Source organism: Actinomyces sp. 594, from assembly GCF_019325145.1.
Taxonomy (GTDB): domain Bacteria; phylum Actinomycetota; class Actinomycetes; order Actinomycetales; family Actinomycetaceae; genus Actinomyces.
Window position 1 is genome coordinate 1 of record NZ_PIZC01000067.1, and the last position, 22,027, is coordinate 22,027.

The following is a 22,027-nucleotide window of genomic DNA, read 5'->3' on the forward strand; positions in this document are numbered from 1 at the left end:
GCGTGCACCCACCAACGACACACCCACCTTCCCGCACCATCCCAACGATCCCAACCCGCACCCCCTCAACCCTGATGAGAAACGCTCAATCTATAATGATTGGTACGACCTGGAGGGCGCTCTGGATGCTTGAGCGTACTGCTGGCCGCTGTCTGCCGGTTGATGCGCTCGTGCGTGACCTTACCACAGCATGCGGGGCGTATTGTCTTTGTGCTCAGGTGTTCAACGAGGGTCGCTAGTCAAGTCTTTCAGGAGTAACACATGGCTTATGTCTATTTGCATGAGGAAGACCTACGGGCATTCATTGACGCTCTGAAGAGTTTCGTTTCCTCGAATAACGATGAGTTGGACTCCATTAGCAGGAGTAACTACCAGTACGGCGATCCTGCCGAGATCCGTGACAAGGTCGAGTGGTGGTCGGTTCCCCGGACGCGTATCAGTGACCTGTCACGGACGGCAGAGGAGCTGCAGGTGCGGCTGGATCAGGCCGTGGAGATGAACTCCAACGGGATCACGCCGATGGACGGTGACATGATCTCCTACTACTTGCCCGACGGGGTGGAGGACACCCCAGGTAACGTCAAGGCCTACAACGGTAACGCGGTAGCCAACGGCGCGAAGGACGCAGAGGCGCTGCAGCAGGCACGTAAGAGCGCCGATGGCGTTTCCGAGGACGGGCGCACCGTCGAGGAGATCCTCAATGACATGGAGAACAACCAGGACGTGCCCGCCTACGGGTATGCGGTGGTTCAGACCCTGGGTGGTGTGGACGGGTACCTGGATGAGCTGCTGCAGCTGCAGTGGCATTACACGACTGCTAGTGGCGACCAGATCTCCATCGATCAAGAGGCTGTTGATCGGGCTGTCAATGTGTTGGGGCGGGTGCTGGCCTCGGCAACCCAGTCCGGCAAGGCGCCCGCGGGTCATGACTCCTGGTCGGATGCGATGTATCAGGCGGTGACGGTCAAGGGGCACCGGGGGCGGATGTCGGCACTGAACGCCCTGATGGCCGTGGATGGGGCGGTGTATGACACAGCCACGTTGGTTGATCTGGCCGACCGCTTGGAGGACCTGCCCTTCGATGGATCAGCCGCCAGCACCACCCCCAACTCCCTGCACGGCTGGAACCACCCCGTCTACGGCTTCATATACAACGAGGGCACCGCGCTGCAGGGCTACTCGATGGATCCCTTGTATGGGGTGACGATGGCCATGGGTAACAATCCTGAGGCTGCCTTCAAGTACCTCAACCCGGATGGGCAGATGAGTGGCGGGCAGTGGGTGCCTGGGGAGCAGTCCGAGAAGCGGTGGGAGTTGTTGACGGGGCGGGAGTGGGACAGTGAGGTCGGCCTGGACGGTTTTACCGCCGCCATGGCGGGTAACTCGGCCATGCGTGGCAGCGGGGATGCGGACACCGCCGCCGCGGCCACCTGGGCCGTGGCCAGGTCCATGGAGTTCGCCGTCGACCAGGTGCCCTTCGCGAACTACACCGAGACTATGAAGGAGAACCTGTCCGTGGTGGTGGCCAACACCGCCGATCAGGGCGTCAAAGTCGCCATTGGTGCGTCCCCCGAACAATTAAGCCTGGCTGGTGAGATGGATGACGCCAGTTTGTACAGCACGCTGGTCTACCGGCTCATTGATAACGAGAACGCCGCCGCCACTATCACCTCCGCCTTCACCAGTGCCGCCATGGCCGAGTACCCCAACATCACCGACTCGGAACAGCTTGAGGACAAGTACGAGGAGATCGGGTGTGTGTATGGGTATCTGGATGCGATCGGAAGTGAGCGCCTGGTTGATCTTGAGGAGGCCTCTGCGGCCGAGAAGAAGGCTGCCGAGGACGCGATGGGCACCATGGTGAGCGTGCTGACTACCGTGGTTGGTGCCGGCGTAACCGGCAAAGGTGTGAAACTAGCCTGGGATGTGGGCAAGACCGTGACCAAGCCGATAATGGTCGACCAGCTCACCCCCGACGACCTCCCCGATGTTGACGTCCCCGATACCGGCACCCCCTCCTCGCTGGAGTCACAGGCATACGCCGAGGCCGTCAACCAAGGGCTGATCACCGACCCGGAGGCCTTCGACTCAGAGTATCTCCAGCATTCGGGCAGCGGTAAGCCTTACTCGTGGTACACCACCAACCCCGACGGCACCACCACCTTCAACCTCGACAACCCACCTACAGATGAGCAGAACAAGCAGATCCACTACTGGGCCGACGATATCGGTCCCGAACATGACCCTGACAACGTCCTCACCGGTGCCGACGGAGCCATCGATGACGGTATTGGCAAAGGGCAGCGCCTGGTCCAGGGCAGTGACGGTGAAGGAGGTAAGGACGGTGATATCACCATCAAAAGGGGGTAAAATTACACGCTCTTGCTACAGTGCCCGGCGGCAGTCGCGCTGGTGGTGCGGTCGAGTCGCCGTGGCAGTGTGTCTAGTCGTTTCTTTGGCTGCGTGTGGTGTCTTTAGTGGTTCGGGTGAGCCCACGCCGTCTCCGGATACGCCGCTGGCGGATGAGACTATCTGTGGTGTCTTCCCCAACCGGGACCTCCAGGAGAGCCTAGGTTTCAACACCTACTGGTACAGCTACATCACCAGCCCCACATCGAACGTTGAAACCGGGGAGACCGGTTACAGCTACCGCTGCGATATGGACTCTGATCGCGATCCCTTCGGACTGATTGAAATCCGCTACGGCATCAGTATAAAGCTTTATACCAGCGATGGGCCGGTTATATTTGACGAGGTTCCTGCCTCGTACCCTGATACCGCCCGGGAGGTGGCTTTTGAGGGTGTGGAGGGTGAGGGCTGGGCATGGACCGACAGCGTTGAGATCTATGTGGCCTGGCGGTACAACGACACCCAGGTGCTGCTGGCTCGCCTGACCTACTGGGGCCCACCAGAGGACCTGGATGAGCAGGTGGACAGGTTCCATGCCGTTCTTGAGCCTGCCCTGGCGAGCATCCCCGAGTTGGCCTCCACAACCAGTACACGCGTCGTAGTTCCCTCCCCTACGCCTGAGGCCGAGGATGCGGCCACCAGCGCCGACGACTGATTCCTGTCACTGCGCCGAACCATAAGGAGAACCATTCAGCATGCAACCCTCAACCCGTGTATCGCGTCCCGGTCGGCATCGCCCGGCGGCTGTCCTGCTGGCACTGTTGCTGGCCTGTGCACCTCTGGTGGCGTGCTCGTCTGACTCCGATGACAATCCCTTGAGTATCCCTACCTATGATCCGGAGGCTGCGGCGTCAGCGGAGGCGTCGGAGTCCGCGTCGGCTGCGGCTTCCGCTGAGGCGGCCGGCGTGGTGACAGCCGAGTCGCTGTCCACCGACCGCTACCAGGTCACCTCCATCCCCGAGGACCTGGACGAGCTGCAGACCGAGGTACTCAAGGCCTTCATCCACTACGACCAGGTCACCTGGAACATCTGGTTCACCGGCACCGGTGTAGAAAACGCCGAACCCCTCATGGTCGAAGAAACCTACCAGAGTCTTAAAAACAGTTACGAGCAAGTCAAAGGTGAAACAGTGGAAGGCGACTTGCGTGTATCGGTCACTGCGGTATTTGTCTACGATGCGACTAACGCTCAGGTGCTAATTTGTGACGACCGGTCCGATCTGGTTTCGTATGACGCTTCAGGGCAAGATAATTCTGACCCGGAGACACTCCAGGGGCGCTATGAGGTCTTGATTACAATGACTTACGAGGATGGAACATGGAAGGAATCTGAGGAAAATCGACTCTCCCTCAACGAATGCGTGGTCGAGTAGTGAAGTTATATAGGCGATTGTCTGTTGTTGTTTCACCCTTTCTCGCCCTTTTGCTTCTGGTCGGTTCATCGCCTGCTTGGGCCAACCAAGTCAAAGGAATGGAAGTGAGTTCGTCTTCTGGTTCGGTTGTGCAGGGTGGGGATGGTTCGGTGACGATTAGTGTCATGGCGACCTCCACGTCGGCTGCGGCGGATGGGTCGGCTGGTTCTGGTGGTGGTGGCGCGATGGTGTCTTCGCAGTCGGTGACTACTGCGGTGCATCCGGTGTGCTGGTACGTGCGGCTGCGCTCGGGTGCGGATACGGCCGCGATGATCGAGGGTGGTGGGCCGGAGATGGCCGAGGCGGTCGGGGGGATGTTCGTGGGCTATGAGCAGTACGCCGACGACACTGGCGGGCACTGGTACCGTGCCACGTGCGACTACAAGTACTTCCTGGGTGATGACCCCAGGGATTACAACGACTACGCCCGGGCGTGGCTGGAGGGCAGGACTCCGGTCTACCTGCCTGACGGCCAGGCGCCCCCGGAGCCGGTGATCGACGGGGCGACTCTGGCTCAGGCTGCGTGGGATGCGGTGACGATCCCTACGGCGACGATCTCGTATAACCCGATGTATGGGGATGTGGGGGCCACGATTGTGGGCTGGGATACCTGGGTGTGGGCCACTGGTGACACGCCCAGGGAGGTGCAGGTGTCGGCTACGGCGGGGTCGACTACGGCTACGATCACGGCGACGGCTTCGATGCTGACTTTGCAGCCCAAGGACGGCGCCGCCAAGTGCACGGGGTTCGGGGTCCCGTGGAGCCAGGAGAACGACTCCAGGGGTACGGACTGCATGATCGTCTTCAACCGCTCCAGTGCCCACTTCAAGGACTCTGTGACGCCGGTGGACGTGAAGGTGTCCTACGCGATCAGCTACACCGCCAGCGACGGGGCCACCGGAACCATGGACACCCACACCATGTCGGCGACCACCAGCATCCCGGTGGCGGAGATCCAGGCCATCAACACCAGGCCAAGTACGGAGCCGTAGGGATGACGTGTGGAGGCTGGTGTCGATGGTGGGTGGTCCTGGTCTGTGGCGGAGAAGGGAGGCACGAATGGTGAGGCCGCAATCAAGCGAGACTAGACAGCGAGGTCATGTCATTCGGAGGCGTGCCGAATTGCGGATTCCAGGCAGACGTGCTTGGGCTGTTGTCGTTGCCTCATGCTTGGTCGTGATTTCGGCAGGGTGTGGGCTCATTAATGGTTCGGGTGAGCTCACACCGCCGCCGGATACGCCGCTGGCGGATGAGACTATCTGTGGTGTCTTCCCCAACCAGGACCTCCAGAACGCCCTCGGATTCGACACCTACTGGTACAGCTACAGCACCGGCTCCACGTCGAATGTGGAAACCGGCGAGTCAGGTTACCGCTACAGCTGCAACATGGAATCCGACAGTGACCCCTTCGGGTTGCTCAACATCGACTACGGCATCAGCACACCTTTTGATACCGGTTACGAGCTGGTGGAGTTCGATGATATTCCTGTTGAGTTCCCCGACACCGCCCAGGAGGTGACTTTCGAGGGTCTGGAGGGTGAGGGCTGGGCATGGACCGACAGCGTAGAGATCTATGTGGCCTGGCGGTACAACGACACCCAGGTGCTCCTGGCCCGACTGAACTACTGGGGCCCACCAGAGAACCTGGATGAGCAGGTGGACAAGTTCCACGCCGTTCTTGAGCCTGCCCTGGCGAGCATACCCGAACTGGCCTCCACAACCAGTACACGCGTCGTAGTTCCCTCGCCCACGCCCGAAGCCGAGAGCGAAGCCACCGACCCAGACGACTAACCAACCCCTACACCCCGCGCTGCAAAGGAGAGCTGTCTAGCATGCAACTATCAACACACCTGTCCCGCCCCTGTCGGCACCGGCTAGTAGTTGGCCTGCTGGCGGTGTTGCTGGCCTGTGCGCCTCTGGTGGCGTGCTCGTCTGATTCCGATGACAATCCCCTGAGTATCCCTACCTATGATCCGGGGGCTGCGGCGTCAGCGGAGGCGTCGGAGTCCGCGGCCGCCGGGTCGGCATCTGCGTCGGCTGCGGCTTCGGTGTCTGCTGCTGCGCCCACGCCGGAGTCGTTGTCTGATCAGGAGCTGGGCTATCACATGGTCTCCATCCCCAAGGACCTCACCGAGGCCCAGACCAAGGCACTGGTCGACTATGTCGCCTACGACCAGGTCACCTGGCGCATCTGGTCCACCGGCCAAGGCATCGAAAACCTCCCCGCCGTCGCAACAGGCGACGCGCTGGTCACGATTGAGCAGGACGCTCGCGCCCTGAACGGCCTGCGCCTGCACCCGCCCCTGCGAGTGACAATCACCGAGGTTTCCGTCGCCGATGACGGCACCTACGCAGAACTCAACTCCTGCAGTGACCGTACGCAAGTCACTGTCGCCGATGCCGACGGCAACGACATCACCGGGCCCGATTACCAAGGCTACGCGGAGTACCACGTGATCATGGTCCCAGGCCCGGACGGAAACTGGCTCACCACCGCCGAAACCACAGTCTCCAACGACAAGTGCACTGCGGAGTGATGGTCGATGCGTTCCCGGACGATCCATGCCCTGCTCGCCGCCGTCCTCGCCCTGGCGTCAGCCCTCCTAATCAACGGCAACTCATACGCGCAGCAGGTGGCTATAAACCAGGGCTCTCGGGCCGGCTCGCCGTCTGCTGGTGTGTCGTCGTCTGGTGATGGTGGTGGGTCGATTGAGGCTTCGGTGACCGTGACCTACACCTCCCCCGGTAGCACACCTGCCAGCCAGGCAGTGACTTCCTCCGGCCAGGTTGTGCAGGTTCCGCCCTCATGCGGGTACAAGCCGACCTACACCGGCCCCGAGATCGCAGCGATCTACCGCCAGGAGCCCGAGAGCTTCCGCAACGCCCCCGAAGACGCCCCCGGAGTCAAGCCCCTGTACGCCGACTGGGAGGACCACGCCGAGGACACCAATGGCAAGTGGTGGCGCTCCTACTGTGATCCCTCGGTGTTTCCCGACTCCCAGAGCTTCGTGAAGGCACAGCACGAGTTCAACAGCAACAACCCCACAGTCATCTGGGTCGCCACCGATGATTCCCCGCCGGCCCCGCACATCGACCCCGCCACCCTGGCCACCACCGTCTGGGAAGGCGCCAGCATCCCCGCCCCCACCATCGACTACAACCCCAAGGTCGGCAGCAGGCAGGCAACCGTGGTCGGCTTCGCCACCTGGATCTGGACCACCAACAACACCCCCAGCCGAGTGCAGATCCAGGCCACCGCCGGCTCCACCAGGCTCGACCTATCAGCCCCCGACAGCGAGGTCGACTGCACCGGATTCGGCATCCCCTGGACCCAGCAAAACGACCACCTGGGCACCAACTGCATGATCATGTTCACCCGCAGCTCCGCCCACCTGCAAGACTCCGTCACCCCACTGGACGCCAGCATCTCCTACACCGCCACCTGGACCTCAACCACCGGACAAGCCGGCACCCTCAACCCCCTCACCACCACCACAACCACCACCATCCCCGTAGCCGAAATCCAAACCCTCAACACAAGACCAACCAAACAACCATGACATCACAGGGAGGCTCGTGTGGGATGGGCCGGCGGCGGCGCCCCAGGTCGAGGGGACGGTGATGTAGGCAAAGACGGTGTCATTGCGATCAGCCGGGATTAGTCAGCCAGGTTAGGTTGCTCTTGGCGGTATGCCAGGCCGCAGGTTCGAGGCAGCGTGCTTGGGCTGTCGTATCCGCGTGTTTGGCTGTGACCTCGGCGGGGTGCGGGCTAATTGATGGTGCGGGTGAGCCTGCGGTTTGCCGCGGCGGACTTGGGGACCGCGTCCCGGTACCCGGCAACGGTACCGTCTGCTACGCCACTTCGGGGTTAACAACGCCCGTTAACGGCCTGCTGAAGGGCCCGCAGGTATACAGCAGCACGTTAAGTAGCGTTGTTAACGCCCAGCCGACGCACCAGACACCTCACTCGGGCACAACCACCACCCTCAAACCGGAAGAGCCAGTAGGGGAGGTGAACGCGCAACTCAACCGTGGCGCCGATGATGACCCGGGGTCAATTCATGGTCTGGACGGTCCGGGAGGAGGATCCGGCGCAATCACGATCACGCAGCTCTGACCGGCTAGACTCGCCGCGCACCGAGTGACCCGCAAGGAGAGGACTTGAGATGGCCGGGAAGACCGCCGAGGACGGTTACGGGGACATCCCCGGAGAAAGGGCCCTCACCGACAGGTCGGCGCCGGCCGCGCAGCGGATTGCTGACCTGGCGAAGGTTGCGGGGCGTCCCAGTAAATCCGTGCTGGTGGAGGACCCGGAGCCGCTACTGAATGCTATGCGGGCGGGGCTGAGGCTCTCCGAGGTGTATGTCCTGGACTCAGTGCGCCCGCCCCGGGAGCTTGTGGCCGAGTGCGAGCGTAGACGGGTTCCTGTCACTGTCATGGCCGCCGGCCTGGCGACTGAGCTATTCCGGTCCGACAAGCGCCCGGAGATATTCGGCGTGGCCCGCGTGCCTGCACCGGTGGAGCCCGAGCAGCTGCTTGAGGCCGACGGCGACCTGCTGATTCTTGACGGCGTGCGGATCGTTGGCAATATCGGGGCGATCGCCCGCAGTGCCTACGCCTTTGGCGCCGCCGGGATCGTGCTGGTGGGCTCCGGGCTGGCCTCCATCGCGGACCGGCGCCTGATCCGCGCCAGCCGGGGCTACGTCTTCTCGGTGCCGGTGGCGCTGATGGACTGGCCGCAGGTGCAGGCACTGATCGCCGACTTCACCCGCGCCGGCGGGCATGTGGCCGCAGTGGACGCCGGGGCGACGGGCTCGCTAGACCGGCTCTCGGCCTGGGAGGGCAGGCTCGCCCTGATCCTGGGGGCCGAGACTACCGGGCTGACGCCGCAGGCCCGGGCACTGGCGCAGGCGGCAGTGAGCATCCCGATGAACCCGGCGGTGGAGTCGCTGAACGTATCGGTTGCCGCAGGTGTGCTGCTACACCGCCGCGCCTGGCGCAACCTGGCGCCGACTGCCCAGTAGCCAGCACCGAACCGCAGCCCCGCGATGCGCGCCGCATAGCACGACGGCGGGCCCCATCCTCACCGGGAGGAGGAGGCCCGCCGTCGTTGTGGCCGGAGGTGCCGGGCGGATCAGGCGCGGGTTGTGCGGCGTACCTGGTCGAGCCAGGCCCGCCGTGCAGTCAGTGCCGCCTCGGCCTGCGCCTGCGCCTTGGCATCACCGGACTGCCTGGCTGCGGCCAGATCGGCCTCGAGCCCAGCAATGGAATCCTCCAGCTGGCTGGCCAGCCCCTGGGCACGAGCCTGAGTCTCCGGATCCGTGCGGCGCCACTCGGCCTGCTCCGCCCGGCGCAGAGCATCCTCGACGGCGCGCATGCGCGACTCCAGCCGACGCACCGCGTTGCGGGGCACGCGGCCCGTCTCGTCCCATGCCTCCTGGATGGGCCGCAGCGCCTTGCGGGCGGCCTTGGAGTCCTTAATCGGGAGCAGCGCCTCAGCCTTGGCGGCCAGCTCCTCCTTGACCTTCAGGTTGTCGGCGTACTCGGCGTCGGTAGCCTCGTCCTTGGCCCGGCGGGCGTCGTAGAAGACCTGCTGGGCGGCGTGGAAACGCTCCCACAGGGCGTCGTCCTCCTTGCGGGAGGCGCGGCCGGCCTTCTTCCACTCGTTCATGAGCTCGCGGTAGCGGGCCGACGTTCCGGCCCAGTCCGTGGAGTTGGACAGCTCCTCTGCGCGCTTGATCAGCGCCTCCTTGGCGGCCTTCACCTTGGCCTGCTTGGCGTCCAGTTCGCTGAAGTACTGGCGGCGGTGGCGGTCGAAGGTGGTGCGGGCGTGGCTGAACCGCTTCCACAGGGCGTCCTCTGACGAGCGGTCCAGGCGCGGGCCCCGGCGCTGCGCCTCCTTCCACTGCTCCAGCAGGGTGCGCAGCTGCGCACCGGAGGACTTCCACTGGGTGCGGGCCGGGTCCTGGGCGGCGACGGCCTCGGCACGTTCCACGATTGCGGTGCGGTCCTTCAGTGCCTGCTCCTTAGCGGCTGCGCGCTCCGCGGCGACCGCCTGGCGACGCTCCACGGCCACCGACTTCAGGGCCGCGAACCGAGCGCGCAGAGCCTCCAGGTCGCCGACGGCGGTGGGCTCCTTGAGGGACTCCTCCAGATTCTTGATGGTGGAGTCGATCTCCCGTACCGACAGGTGCGGCAGCCGGGCCGCGAACAGGTCCACGTTGGAGCTCAGGTCCAGGTAGCGGCGCACGTAGTAGGCCATGGCCTCGGCGATCGGGACGCCGGGGAACTGGCCGACTTCACGCTCGGTGCCGCCGTCCTGCACGTAGACGCGGCCCTCGCCGTCCACCCGGCCCCACTTGGCAGCGTCCATGGCGGCCTCCGGGTCGATCTCCGGCTCGGTCGGTGCGGGCTGCTCGTTGGCCTGCTGGCTGTCTGCAGGCTTGTCATCGGCTGCAGGCTGTGGCTCAGCCGTCGGTGCGGCGTCGTCCGACGCAGGCGAGTCCGCTTGCGAAGAGGACGCATCGGGCTGCGTCTGCTGCGGCGCCGTCTCTTCCTGAGGCTCAGTCGCGGCAGTGTCCTGCGATGACGTCTCGGCGGGTTCCGGCGTCGGCGCGGCGGACGACTGTACGGGCTGGGGGGCGTCGGTGGTGGTGGCCTGCTCGTCGGCAGCGGGTGCCGCAGGCGTAGTTGGGGTAGCAGCCTGCCCGGCGGCGGCCGCGGGCTCCACCTCGGGTGTGGTGGACTCGGCCTGGGGCTGTGTCTGCTCGGTCATTGCGCTCCTTCACGGATCTGACGGGGTTGGGGCGGGAGGTTCCGCTCCGTTCCGTTCACGTCCGGCACACGGCCGGACGACGACACGCCGCCGGAGGGCGGCAGTTGGTGCCGAGCCTACCCGTCGGCCGGGTGACGGGGAACCGCAGTGGTTGTTCGCGAATCACCCCGTAGCGGACAGTGCGGTGGCGTAAGCCACTCCTATAGTTCCGCTACGATTGCGGCCATGCTCATTGAGCGCACCCTTGCTGCCGTTTTCGGATCCAACTGTTACGTCCTGGCCGCTGAGCCGGGAGCCCCGGCGCTGGTGGTGGATCCGGGTGCCGGAGCCGCCCGCGGCGCGATGGCGCTGATGCGCTCGAGTCACCTGCGGTTGGGGGCCATCCTGCTTACCCACGGGCACGCCGACCACGTCTGGGACGCTCAGCGCCTGATCGACGCCGCAGTGACCGAGGGACGCGTGGATGCCGGGCCGGGCGGCACGGCGGACCCCACCAGCGTGCCGGTATACATTCCCCAGCCGGATCATTACCGCCTCGACGACCCCGCCGCCACTACTGGAATCACGGTTGACGGTAAGACCTTCGCGGACCTCGCCGGCAGCGCCTGGCTGCGCCCGGCGGATGTGCGTCCCTTCCCGCAGGACGGCTTTGTCCACGCGGTTGAGTTGGTTCCTGGTGTGGCCGTCCGGGCAGTGCCGGCACCCGGGCACTCGGAGGGCTCCACGCTGTTCTTCCTAAACGCCAGGCTTGGCGATAACCAGTTGCTGTTCGAGGCGGAGGCGCTGGATGATCCCGCCGACGCTGACGAACGTGACTACCTAGTAGCGCTGGACGGGGATGTGATCTTCAAGGGCAGTGTGGGCCGCACAGATCTGCCCGGCGGGGACCAGTACCAGATGTGGGCGACGCTGCGGCTGCTGGCCAGCGCCGTAGATCCCGACACAGTGCTGCTGCCCGGGCATGGTGCAGCCACCACCATGGCTCACGAGCACCATGCCAACCCCTACCTGGCCGAGGCCAAGGTGCGCGGCGGCGAGACCGGTGCGTGAGCGCCGGTCGGGGCGGGCACGGCGCAAGACACGGCGAGACCGGCGCGTGAGCGCCGGCACTCGCCTCTACTACGACCGTTTGCACCCTGGTGTGCGGCATATAGGCGTTCACCAGGGTGCAAAAGTTCGCAACAGAGGCAACGAGGCAACAGAGCCTGTACGCGTGCGCCTGGCGTCGGTTGTTGCCGGCGGTGTCATGGTTCGGCAAGACGGCATGACACAATGCGGCCCATGGCTCCAGCACAGGTCCGACAGGCGCAATCGTCTCTCTCAGGCTTCCCCGAGTGGCTTCCCGCCGCCCGCATCGTCGAGCAGCAGTTCCTCGACACCCTGCGCCGTACCTTCGAACTGCACGGATTCAGCGGGATCGAGACCCGGGCCGTCGAGCCGCTGTCAGAGCTGACTCGCAAGGGTGAGACCAGTAAGGAGGTCTACCTGCTCTCACGCTTGCAGGCTGATCCCGGCGAGGCGGAGGAGACGGACCCGAGCAAGCAGCTCGGCCTCCACTTCGACCTGACCGTCCCCTTCGCCCGCTACGTGCTGGACAATGCGGGCACCCTGCACTTCCCGTTCAAGCGCTACCAGATCCAGAAGGTCTGGCGCGGCGAGCGCCCGCAGGAGGGCCGCTTCCGCGAGTTCGTCCAGGCGGATATCGACGTGGTCGGTGATGGCAGCCTGCCGCTGTTCCACGACGTGGAGATGCCACTGGTCATGCACGAGGCTCTCTCCGCACTGCCGATCCCGGCCGTCACCATCCACGTGTCCAATCGGAAGGTCGCCCAGGGCTTCTACCAGTCGGTCGGCGTCGGCGAGGAGAAGCTGGCGGAGGTGCTGCGCGTGGTCGACAAGCTAGACAAGATCGGGGCCGGCCGGGTGGCCACCGAGCTGGTTGACGGCGTCGGCATCACGGAGGAGCAGGCGGACGCGGCCCTGCGGCTGGCGCGGATCACCGGCGCTGACGCCGAGCAGCTGCGCGCAGATGTCCTGGCCGCGCTCAACGGCGCCGACCCCAGCGAGTTGCTGGTCCAGGGCTTGGACGAGCTGGCCGAGCTGCTGCGCTCCGCCGCGCACCGCCGCCCCGGCGCCATCGTCGCCGACCTCAAGATCGCCCGCGGGTTGGACTACTACACGGGCACCGTCTACGAGTCCTTCATGGCCGGCCACGAGGACCTGGGCTCGGTGTGCTCCGGCGGCCGCTACGACTCCCTGGCATCCGACGGCAAGCGCACCTTCCCCGGAGTGGGCATCTCGATCGGCGTCTCCCGCCTGCTCGCGCGCGTAATTGGCGCCGGCATGCTGGACGTGACGCGCGCCGTGCCCACGGCCGTACTGGTCGCGGTCACCGATGAGGCGCACCGGTCTGCCTCCGACGCCGTCGCCGACCAGTTGCGTGCCCGGGGCATTGCCGCGGATGTGTCCCCGACGGCGGCGAAGTACGGCAAGCAGATCCGCTTCGCGGACAAGCGCGGTATTCCCTTCGTGTGGTTCCCGGGCGCCGACGGCGAGCCCGGCTCGGTCAAGGACATCCGCACCGGTGAGCAGGTACAGGCGGAGCCAGCCACCTGGTGGCCCGCCGATCAGGCGGACCTCGCTCCCAGGCTGCACGCAGCCGACGATGCCGCCGGCCGTGCGGGGGAGCGGAGCTGAGCCATGAGCGCTGACGCGGGAGCAGCGCAGGCGCCTGGGCGTGACGTGGACGGTGCCGGCGCCGAGACTGCCCTGCGCCGCCTCCAGGGGGACCTGGCGGCGCTGTCCCTGCCGTACGCGCTGCCGGATACAGCCGCGGCCGAGCGCACCGCCAGAATCGTGGGCGACCAGCTGGGCGACTACGTGCTGCCCCGCGTCAACGCGATGGACGCGCCTCTGCTTGCGGTGGTCGGAGGCTCAACCGGAGCGGGCAAGTCCGTACTCGTGTCCTCCCTCGTGCGGCGGCACGTGGCCGTCTCCTCGGCGGTTCGGCCAACAACGCGGCGCCCCCTGCTGCTGCACGCCACCGGTGACGGCGCCTGGTTCGACGGCGACCGGGTGCTTGGCTCGCTGGCGCACGTGCGCGTCACCGAGGGCTCGCCCCCGACGCCCGCGGGTGCACGCACGCCCCGGGAGGTTGAGATCCGGTCCTGCTCCGCGCTTCCGCAGGGGCTGGCGCTCCTGGACGCACCTGACGTGGACTCCGTGGTCAGCGACAATCGGGAGTTGGCTGCCACGCTCCTGGCTGCCGCCGACCTATGGATCTTCGTCACCACAGCCTCCCGCTACGCCGACGCCGTCGCCTGGGCGCACCTGCATGCCGCAGCGGCCCGCGATGTGGTCACCGCGGTGGTCCTGGACCGTGTCCCCGAAGGGGCGGCTCAAGCCGTCAGCGAGGACTTGCGCCGTCGCCTGCAGGCGGCCGGGCTGTCCTCCTCGCCGGTGTTCGTAATCCCGGAGACCGCGCTGGATCCAGACGGTTTCCTGCCCGACGCGAGTGTCGCACCGCTCAGGCACTGGCTCGGCACGCTTGCGGCAGATGCCGCCGTGCGACGTCAAGTAGCCCGGCGCACCCTCACCGGAGCGCTGGCCCGCGCCCTACAGGACGCCGCCACCGTCCTGGAGGCGGTGCGGGCGCAGGAGACTGAGCGCACGCGCTTGGCGGACACAGCCGCAGCGTGCCACGCGGAGGCCCGTGACCGGATCACCGCCGCCACGCAGGACGGCTCACTGCTGCGCGGTGAGGTCCTGGCCCGGTGGCAGGAACTGATCGGCACCGGCGAGCTCCTGCGGGGACTGCAGTCGCAGGTCAGCCGCCTGCGTGACCGCGTCACCGCCGCGGTGCTGGGGCGTCCCGCACCTGCCGAGCGTGTTGAGGAGGCCATCGAGTCCTCCCTGGCCTCACTACTACTCAGCCAGGTGCAGCAGGCCCGCCTGGAGACTGAGCGGGCCTGGAGGCGTGCGGGGTCCGCCCCGTACCCGTTGTCAGCCGCACTGTCCGCGCTGCCGCCGCCGACGCAGCAGGCTCGGCGCGCCGAGCAGCTCGTGCGCGACTGGCAGGGCGACGTGCTGGACCTGGTGCGCGCCGAGGGGGCGGATAAGCACCTGACCGCCCGCCTGCTGTCCCTGGGGGTCAACGGGATCGGTGTCGCGCTCATGGTCGTCGTATTCGCCCACACCGGTGGCCTTACCGGGGTGGAGGTGGGCATTGCTGGCGGCACCGCCCTGGTAGCGCAGCGCGTGCTGGAGGCGGTGTTCGGCGACCAGGCAATGCGTGACCTCGCCAGGCGCTCGCGCCTGGCCCTCGACGAACGGGTAGCGGTCTTCCTCAACGAGCAGCAGTCAGTCTTCACGCGCGCCCTTCCAGACCCGTCTCCACCTTCCGAGCAGCTGCAGGCGCGCATGCGGGAGACCGCCGTGGCAGTGGAGTATCTGACCGGGGGTGGAGCGTGAACCGGAGCCACCGGCGCCTGCCACCTATGCCGGACCCCATCTCGACCGCGGACCCCCTGGGGGTGCTTGCCCGCCTGGTTGAGGTCGGTGAGGGCCTCGTGCCAGCAGACCTGATCGATACCGGGCGCGCCCTGGTGGAGCGGGCCGGCCAGCGCCGCCTCATCGCCCCGGGCGTCGGAGTGGTTGCGCTGCTAGGGGCAACGGGCTCAGGCAAGTCCAGCCTCTTCAACGCGATCTGTGGGGCCGAGCTGGCGCCGGTCGCGGTTACCCGGCCGACGTCGACCCAGCCGATTGCCGCGCTGCCTACCGCGCCACCACCCGCGGTAGACAGCGCCGTCGGCAGGCTCCTGGACTGGCTCGGAGTCCACGAGCGCGTCCGGATACCCGAGACTCCCTCCTGGGGCCCGTCAGCCGTTGGGGTCGGACCAAGCACCGTCCTGCTGGACCTGCCCGATGTCGACTCCGATGTCACGCGGCATCGCGCCGTAGCCGAGCGGCTCGCCGGGCTGGTCGACGTCCTCGTGTGGGTCCTGGACCCGGAGAAGTACGCGGATGCCGTGATTCATCACGACTTCATCGAGCCGATGGCGGAGCACGCGGCCGTTTCCGTCGTCGCCTTCAACCAGGTGGACCGGCTCAGCGACCGCGACCGTGAGGCGGCGACGCAAGACCTGACCCGGCTGCTTGCCGCCGAGGGCATGGCGGGTGTGGACGTGATTCAGGTCAGTGCCCGCACCGGGCAGGGTGTACCGGAGCTGCGTGCCCGCATCCGTGCAGTGGCCGACGCCGAGGACGTGACTCACACGCGTCTGTGCGCCGACGCCAGGGCCTGGGCCGCGCTGGTGCGGGAACGAATCCCCCAGGAGGGGGTGGATGCGCCCGGACCTTCCGCGGATACCTCCCTTGAGGCGGTTGTGCAGGCCGCCGGCCGCGCCATTGGCGTGGAGCGTATAGCCGACGCCGTCGGAGCCTCTATGCGGCTCGGGGCAGCCCGCCGCGTCGGCTGGCTGCCTGCGCGCTGGGTGTCCCGGCTGCGCCGTGATCCGTTGCGCGCCATGCACCTGGGGGCCGATGTCCGCGGGCACCGACCTGCGCCTGACGGCCCCACGCCGGTGGTTGCGCGCACCTCATTGCCAGCGCCGGACGTGGCCGCCGACGCGGCCATGCGCGTAGCCACCGAGGCCTACGCCGCCTCGCGGACCCGCCAGCTGCCGGATGCCGCGCGGGAACAGGCCACAGCGCGCCTGCGTGAGGGCGCGAAGCAGCTCTATGATCAGCTCGACGCCGCCGTGGCCCGCACGGACCTGGAGCAGGCGGCTTCTCCGCGCTGGTGGGCGGTGGCGAATGCCGCGCAGGTGCTTACCACGCTGATGGCACTGGTCGGTGGGGCCTGGCTGGCGGTCCTGTACCTGATGGATCGCTACCTGCTGCTGCCAGTGGATCCGCCCCGCTGGGGACACGTGCCCTGGCCGACGATCCTGCTACTGGCTGGTTTGCTGGGAGGCCTGGCGCTGGCGGCGGCAGGAACAGCCCTGGCGCGCGTCGGCGCCGCCCGTCGTCGCGCGCGTGCGCGTGAACGGCTGCAGCGGGCGGTGGCCGAGGTGGTAAGCACTAGTGTGGAGACGCCCCTGGAGCAGGAGCTCGCGCGCTACGCAGAGGTGAGCGGCCTGCTGGACACTCTGTGCCCGCCGTCGCGTTGAGCCCGGGCTCAGGAGCCGTCGGCGTCCGCTGATGCGGGCGCATCGGTCCCCAGTGACTCAGCCGCACGGGCAAGCGCCTCACCGGCGCCCTCGTACAGGTTGATAACCACGTCGACGCCCGCGTCCCGCATGGTGGCGGCCTCATCGTCGTAGCGGGCGATCGCCAGGACCCGGCCGGCGAACCTTGTGCGGTCCAGCCATTCCAGCACGTGCACATTCGCACCCGGCGAGGACATGGCCAACACCACCGTGGAGACCTGCACGGCTCCCAGCCGCTCCCAGAACTGCCGGTCGGTGGCGTCGGCCTCAATGACGTTGAATCCCTGACGCGTCAGCTCCTCCACCTTGGTGGCGTCATTGTCGATACCGAGCACGCCGCTATGCCCGTCGGCGTACAGCCGGGTGTAGGTGGAGCGTCCGGCGCGCCCCATGCCGAACACGACCGTGCTGACGCCATCCAGCGGCAGGGGCTGCTCGTCCGGGTGCAGTGCGGCTACCGGCCGGTGGGGCAGGAGCGCGGACATCCACTGCACCAGTGCGACTGGCTTGTGGTTGACCGTGGCGGACACCACGAAGGACAGCGCTAGCGCCAAGGAGACCGCGGCGGGCCACTCCCGGCCCAGCAACCCGTGCTCGGAGGCCGTGCCCACCACTATCAGCGCGAACTCGCTGTATGCCGTCAGTGCCAGGCCGGTGAGCACCGAGGTGCGGCGCCGCATGCCCAGCGTACGCACCACCAGGGTGTACACGAGCGAGCGCACCGGCAGCAGGAGTAGCAGCACGCCCGCGAAGGCGAAGGACGCGGTCTCGGGGATACCGTCCAGCCCGATGGCGAGGAAGAACCCCACCAGCAGGATCTCCTTGATGGTGAACAGGGCGCCGGACAACTCCTTCGCGGCCGGGTGCGAGGCTAGTAGCGCGCCCATGATGAGGGCGCCCAGATCACCGTCGATGCCAACCAGATCGAACAGCAGGTAGCCGGGAAGCAGCGCCATAGACATGCCGAACAGGGCACGCATCTCCCGGTGGTCAATGCGGTCGAGCACTTTCCCGAACAGCCGGGATGCCGGCCACAGCAGCACCAGGGCGGCTGCCCACGGGCTCGGCGTACGCCCTGACACGGCGGTCATGTAGGCGACTGCAGCAATGTCCTGCAGCACGAGCACACCGATAGCGATACGCCCGTACAGGGAGCCGGCATCATCGCGGTCCTCGAGTAGCTTGACAACCACCACCGTCGAGGAGAAGGACAGGGCGAAGCCGACTGCCGCCACGCCCGCGGGTGTAGCGGCGCCCAGCTGCAGGCCCGCCGCCAGCATCGCCGCCACAACCGCCGTGCCGAGGACGGTCAGCACCACCATGACGATGAGTGCCGTGCCCGCTACCTCCCTGCGGCGCAGTACGCGCAGGTCAAGCTTGAGCCCAATGGTGAACAGCAGGACCGCAACCCCGAGGTCTCCCAGCACCTCTACGAACCCCAGGTTCGGCAGCGGCGATGATCCCAGCACGAATCCGGCGGCCAAGAACCCGACCAGCGGCGGTAGCCGCAGCAAGGTGGCGGTGAATCCGAAGACCACCACGGCCAGTAGATACACGGCGGGGATCATGCCCTCTCCTCTCTGCGGCCGGGTTCCTAGCCGGTACCGTCACCGCCCGTCGCGATTACCGCGGAAGCCTCCCTTGCGGCGGCCGTCCCAACCGCGGTTGTCCCAGCGCCCGCTCCTGTCATTCCTGTCGTTGCGGCGGTCATCACGGTCGTAGCGCCGCCTGAAGCCGCCGCGATCATAACGTCCGGAACCGCGGTCATTGTTCCGTCCGCCCCGGTACCCGCCACCGGAGCGACCACCCCGCGGACCATCCCAGCCGTGCCCGGGCCCCTCGTCCACACGAATACGCAGCTCCCGGCCGGCGAAGGTGGCGTGGCGCATGTTCTCCAGCTGCTCCTGGCTCAGCGGCGTGTGGATCTCCACCAGGGAGAAGGACTGCATGATGTCGATCTTGCCGATATCCGACCCGGAGATAGAGCCCTCATTGGCCAGGGCGCCGACGATCGCCCCCGGCAGCACCCGGTCTCGGTGTCCGACCTCAATGCGGTACACGGTGCCTGAGCCGTCCTCATGACGTCGACGCCCGCCGCGACCGGCACCCGGCTTGCCGTCGATGCGGTCTCCGCGGCGCCCGCGACGGTCGTCGCGGCCGCCCTCGAAGGACGCTGACACGAAGGAGCCGTCCTCATCCAGGAGCTCCTCACGGCTGCCGCGCCGCGGCCGCTCCCCATCGCGGCGTCGGCGCGGGCCCTCGTCACCAACCGCCAGCGCCAGCAAAGTAGCGGCGAGCTCGTCGGCGTCCACCCCCAGCTCCTCGCTCTTGGCGGCTACCAGCTCGGTGTACATCTCCAGGCGCCCGCGCTCGTACCGGGCTGCGGCCCGCTCAAGCAGCTTGCCGGCGCGGTGCGCCGAAACGTCGGCGGGGGAGGGGAGGGTGACCTCCTCCAGCCGGGTGCCGGTCAGGCGCTCGATCTGGCGGAGCTTGCCCTTCTCCTTCGGGGTCAGGAAGGTGACGGCCTCGCCGTGGCGACCCGCGCGGCCGGTGCGGCCGATGCGGTGCACGTAGGCCTCCGCCTCGCGGGGCACGTCAAAGTTGACAACCAGGCCGATGCGGTCCACGTCCAGGCCGCGGGCGGCAACGTCGGTGGCGACCAGTACGTCGAGGGTGCCGGCGCGCAGCCGCTCGACCAGCCGCTCGCGCTCGCGCTGAGGCACGTCGCCGGAGATCGCGGCCGCCTGAATGCCGCGGCCGGCAAGCTCGATGGCCACGTCCTCGGCGGTGGACTTGGTGCGCACGAACACCAGGGCGGCTTCAGCGTCGGTAACCGCCAGCACGCGCGCGGCCGCCCCGATCTTGTGGCGGAAGGGCACCACCGCGTAGGTCTGGTGGACGGTGTCCACGGTGGAGGCCTGACGGGCTACCTCCACACGCACCGGGTTGTCCAGGTGCTGGCGGGCGACCTCCTGAATGGCGGGCGGCATGGTGGCGGAGAACAGGGCGGTGCGGCGCTCGGCCGGAATGGTGGCGGCGATCGTCTCCACGTCCTCGGCGAATCCCATGCGCAGCATCTCGTCGGCCTCATCCAGGACGAAGTACTTCACCTCATCCAGGCTCAGAGCGCCCTTCTCGATCAGGTCGATGATGCGTCCGGGGGTGCCCACGACCACCTGGGCGCCGTCCCTGAGCGCCCCGATCTGCGGCCCGTAGGGCGCGCCGCCGTATACGGCGACGACGTCGAGTCCGCGTGAGCGGGACGCCATGTCGGTGATGGCCTCGGCGCTCTGCAGCGCCAACTCACGAGTCGGCGCCAGCACCAGGGCCTGTACCGCGCCGTCGCGGGCGTCGACGGCGTCCAGCAGCGGCAGTCCGAAGGCAGCGGTCTTGCCTGTTCCCGTCTGGGCGATGCCCACGACGTCGCGTCCGGACAGCAGTACGGGGATGGCCTCACGCTGAATCGGGGTCGGAACCTCGAAGCCCATGTCCTTTACCGCCTTCAGCAGGTCGGCCGGAAGCCCAAGAGCATCGAAGGTTACCTCTGCGGGAGCCTCCGCGGAGGCCTCCGTATCCTCCTGATCCTCCCGCGTCTGTGCCGCGTCGTCATCTTCCTCGACGTCCGCGTCTTCGGCGCCGGCCCCGTCCTCTGGGGCATCACCGGCGGCGAGGTCGTCATACTCGTCCTGCCCGGGGTCCGAGTCGGTCTCGGGGTACTCGGGGTCGTTCTCCGGAAGGTTCAGGTCGACGTCGTCCTCCTCGTGCTCGTCCTCGAGGCCCTCCGGATCCTCAGGGGAGTCGGAGGACGCCGGAGTGTCAAAGGAATCCGCCGACGGGGGCGAAACGAAGGCGGGGCCGGAGTCGGCATCGGCAGGAGCGGCGACGGTGTCCGCATGCTCGTCCGAGGCAGCGCCCTCCGGGCTCGCCGGGCTCGGTGCGGCGGAGACGTCAGAGGGTGATGTGCTTACAGGCGCGCCGCCGATCTGCGCGCTGAACAGGTCGTCGATGCCCAGGGGGGCCTCATCGGGGGTGCCGAAGGGCGCAGAGGGCCCAGTCGGGGTAGATGTCATCTTTGCTTTCCCGTATCTGGTTCCGCTGTGTGGAACCGGTCGCGGAGTGTGGGGGAGACCGGGCGGCCTCCGCTCTTGCCGCGCCGCACCCACCACAGCTGCCCGGCTTTCCGCCGCGTAGTACACGGCTGAATTCGCGGGCTTCACGTACATACTCACGGGATCACGCTCGGCGCCGCTGACTTGAGGCGGCAGAACGAGCCGTGAACGGGGTTCACAGCACGGATCACTCCTGGTACCAGCTTAGGGTTAGCGCGCCGCGGCGGGCGGGCCAATTGCGCTTGCGCGCAACAACTCACACGTGAGTCCGGTCTCTTCGGACCTGCGAATTGGGCTCTTTAGGTTTGCGGGTGCGCATTGAGGGCCGGGCCGCGGTGTGGTGGTCGCGCTCGGTTCGGCGGGGTCGCGCGCGGGGCGGCAGGGTCGGCCGTGTGGGCGGCGCGGAGGGGGCGTTGGAGTTGTTGAGGCCATGCGGCTGCTGGAGCGGGGCGGTGGCGGTTGGTGGCGCCGGCCAGCGACCGGTTCCGGCGCTTCCGGCGGTGCCTGTGATTCTGCTACCGCGCCCGGGCGCCGCAGGCAAAGACGTGCCCATGCGCGCGCACGTCACAGCCGGCGAGTGCCACGCCCACGGCGCCGTGCGGGCTACGCCGGTGTCAGCCAGCTACAGACAACCACGTATGGACCACGCCCACGGCGCCGTGCGCGCCACGCACCGCTGCGAGGAGCCGCGAACCGGGCCCGCTCACCCGTGCGCCCCCCGGGGGTGACCCCAACTCATGTATTCCCGGGCGGCGTCTGGTGGACTCGCTCGCGCACCCCGGGGGTGACACATCGGCGCTTCCCGCGCGGCGGCACAGCCCCAGCGTGACGGCACGGTCCCCTTGCGACGCTTCGGCACTTCGCATGACGGTTCGTACCTTTGCACCGACGCTACGTACCTTTCGGCGACGCTACGTACCCCTACCGTACGAACCGTCACCACAGAGTACGAATCGTCGACCAGAACGTACGAACCGTCAACCAGGGGCATACCAGCCGCCACGCCGAGCCACAAGCCGCCACCCACCCAGCGCGCACACGCACCCAACCACCACGCCCACAAACCGGAAGAGCCTCGAATCAACACGCCCATACATGACACCGAGATATTCG

The 22,027-nt window shown here is 67.2% G+C and carries 15 protein-coding genes; 12 read left to right on the forward strand and 3 right to left on the reverse strand.

The window, feature by feature from the left end:
* The first annotated feature begins 261 nt into the window (after positions 1–261).
* The 8 genes from GZ998_RS11840 to GZ998_RS11875 all read left to right on the forward strand — a co-directional run bounded on the left by GZ998_RS11840 (position 262) and on the right by GZ998_RS11875 (position 8,845).
* Complete coding sequence (locus GZ998_RS11840) at positions 262–2,370, forward strand: DUF6571 family protein (protein WP_219109944.1); 2,109 nt, start codon at positions 262–264, stop codon at positions 2,368–2,370.
* A gap of 85 nt (positions 2,371–2,455) precedes the next feature.
* Positions 2,456–3,064 carry a hypothetical protein gene (locus tag GZ998_RS11845; protein WP_219109945.1) on the forward strand — a complete coding sequence of 203 codons (609 nt, stop codon included), beginning with the start codon at positions 2,456–2,458 and terminating at the stop codon, positions 3,062–3,064.
* A 40-nt stretch (positions 3,065–3,104) separates the two neighbouring features.
* Positions 3,105–3,782: a hypothetical protein gene (locus tag GZ998_RS11850; RefSeq protein ID WP_219109946.1), complete on the forward strand. Its 678-nt coding sequence runs from the start codon at positions 3,105–3,107 to the stop codon at positions 3,780–3,782.
* A gap of 224 nt (positions 3,783–4,006) precedes the next feature.
* The gene (locus GZ998_RS13240; protein ID WP_257505978.1) at positions 4,007–4,813 is read left to right on the forward strand and encodes a hypothetical protein; all 807 of its coding nucleotides are present in this window, start codon (positions 4,007–4,009) and stop codon (positions 4,811–4,813) included.
* A 184-nt stretch (positions 4,814–4,997) separates the two neighbouring features.
* Entirely contained in the window at positions 4,998–5,612 is a 615-nt protein-coding gene (locus tag GZ998_RS11860; RefSeq protein ID WP_219109947.1) for a hypothetical protein, read from the forward strand.
* Between the two features lie 41 nt (positions 5,613–5,653).
* On the forward strand, positions 5,654–6,358 hold the full coding sequence (locus GZ998_RS11865; RefSeq protein ID WP_219109948.1) for a hypothetical protein: 705 nt from the start codon (positions 5,654–5,656) through the stop codon (positions 6,356–6,358).
* A 6-nt stretch (positions 6,359–6,364) separates the two neighbouring features.
* Positions 6,365–7,381: a hypothetical protein gene (locus GZ998_RS13245; RefSeq protein ID WP_257505979.1), complete on the forward strand. Its 1,017-nt coding sequence runs from the start codon at positions 6,365–6,367 to the stop codon at positions 7,379–7,381.
* A gap of 606 nt (positions 7,382–7,987) precedes the next feature.
* On the forward strand, positions 7,988–8,845 hold the full coding sequence (locus tag GZ998_RS11875) for an RNA methyltransferase (protein ID WP_219109949.1): 858 nt from the start codon (positions 7,988–7,990) through the stop codon (positions 8,843–8,845).
* A gap of 110 nt (positions 8,846–8,955) precedes the next feature.
* Here GZ998_RS11875 and GZ998_RS11880 read toward each other — a convergent pair whose 3' ends face one another.
* Positions 8,956–10,596: a DUF349 domain-containing protein gene (locus GZ998_RS11880; protein ID WP_219109950.1), complete on the reverse strand. Its 1,641-nt coding sequence runs from the start codon at positions 10,594–10,596 to the stop codon at positions 8,956–8,958.
* 225 nt (positions 10,597–10,821) lie between these two features.
* On the opposite strand from GZ998_RS11880, the gene GZ998_RS11885 reads away from it, so the two are divergent.
* The 4 genes from GZ998_RS11885 (at position 10,822) to GZ998_RS11900 (ending at position 16,766) form a co-directional block, all read left to right on the forward strand.
* Complete coding sequence (locus GZ998_RS11885) at positions 10,822–11,646, forward strand: MBL fold metallo-hydrolase (protein ID WP_219109951.1); 825 nt, start codon at positions 10,822–10,824, stop codon at positions 11,644–11,646.
* Positions 11,647–11,868: 222 nt separating this feature from the next.
* Positions 11,869–13,293: a histidine--tRNA ligase gene (hisS, locus tag GZ998_RS11890; RefSeq protein WP_161924081.1), complete on the forward strand. Its 1,425-nt coding sequence runs from the start codon at positions 11,869–11,871 to the stop codon at positions 13,291–13,293.
* A 3-nt stretch (positions 13,294–13,296) separates the two neighbouring features.
* Positions 13,297–15,066, forward strand: coding sequence for a dynamin family protein (locus GZ998_RS11895; RefSeq protein WP_219109952.1), 1,770 nt, complete (start codon positions 13,297–13,299; stop codon positions 15,064–15,066).
* 26 nt (positions 15,067–15,092) lie between these two features.
* On the forward strand, positions 15,093–16,766 hold the full coding sequence (locus GZ998_RS11900; RefSeq protein ID WP_219109953.1) for a GTPase family protein: 1,674 nt from the start codon (positions 15,093–15,095) through the stop codon (positions 16,764–16,766).
* 8 nt (positions 16,767–16,774) lie between these two features.
* Here the strand turns inward: GZ998_RS11900 and GZ998_RS11905 are convergent, their stop codons facing one another.
* Entirely contained in the window at positions 16,775–18,373 is a 1,599-nt protein-coding gene (locus GZ998_RS11905) for a cation:proton antiporter family protein (protein ID WP_162679999.1), read from the reverse strand.
* Between the two features lie 39 nt (positions 18,374–18,412).
* Positions 18,413–20,875, reverse strand: a complete 2,463-nt coding sequence (locus tag GZ998_RS11910) for a DEAD/DEAH box helicase (RefSeq protein WP_219109954.1) — start codon at positions 20,873–20,875, stop codon at positions 18,413–18,415.
* Positions 20,876–22,027: the final 1,152 nt, after the last annotated feature.

Bases quoted from the DNA above. Each gene is read 5' to 3' on its own strand.
- GZ998_RS11840 (WP_219109944.1), top strand. From the start codon at position 262: ATGGCTTATGTCTATTTGCATGAGGAAGACCTACGGGCATTCATTGAC.
- GZ998_RS11850 (WP_219109946.1), top strand. From the start codon at position 3,105: ATGCAACCCTCAACCCGTGTATCGCGTCCCGGTCGGCATCGCCCGGCG.
- GZ998_RS13240 (WP_257505978.1), top strand. From the start codon at position 4,007: ATGGTGTCTTCGCAGTCGGTGACTACTGCGGTGCATCCGGTGTGCTGG.
- GZ998_RS11865 (WP_219109948.1), top strand. From the start codon at position 5,654: ATGCAACTATCAACACACCTGTCCCGCCCCTGTCGGCACCGGCTAGTA.
- GZ998_RS13245 (WP_257505979.1), top strand. From the start codon at position 6,365: ATGCGTTCCCGGACGATCCATGCCCTGCTCGCCGCCGTCCTCGCCCTG.
- GZ998_RS11875 (WP_219109949.1), top strand. From the start codon at position 7,988: ATGGCCGGGAAGACCGCCGAGGACGGTTACGGGGACATCCCCGGAGAA.
- GZ998_RS11880 (WP_219109950.1), bottom strand. From the start codon at position 10,596: ATGACCGAGCAGACACAGCCCCAGGCCGAGTCCACCACACCCGAGGTG.
- GZ998_RS11885 (WP_219109951.1), top strand. From the start codon at position 10,822: ATGCTCATTGAGCGCACCCTTGCTGCCGTTTTCGGATCCAACTGTTAC.
- hisS (WP_161924081.1), top strand. From the start codon at position 11,869: ATGCGGCCCATGGCTCCAGCACAGGTCCGACAGGCGCAATCGTCTCTC.
- GZ998_RS11895 (WP_219109952.1), top strand. From the start codon at position 13,297: ATGAGCGCTGACGCGGGAGCAGCGCAGGCGCCTGGGCGTGACGTGGAC.
- GZ998_RS11900 (WP_219109953.1), top strand. From the start codon at position 15,093: ATGCCGGACCCCATCTCGACCGCGGACCCCCTGGGGGTGCTTGCCCGC.
- GZ998_RS11905 (WP_162679999.1), bottom strand. From the start codon at position 18,373: ATGATCCCCGCCGTGTATCTACTGGCCGTGGTGGTCTTCGGATTCACC.
- GZ998_RS11910 (WP_219109954.1), bottom strand. From the start codon at position 20,875: ATGACATCTACCCCGACTGGGCCCTCTGCGCCCTTCGGCACCCCCGAT.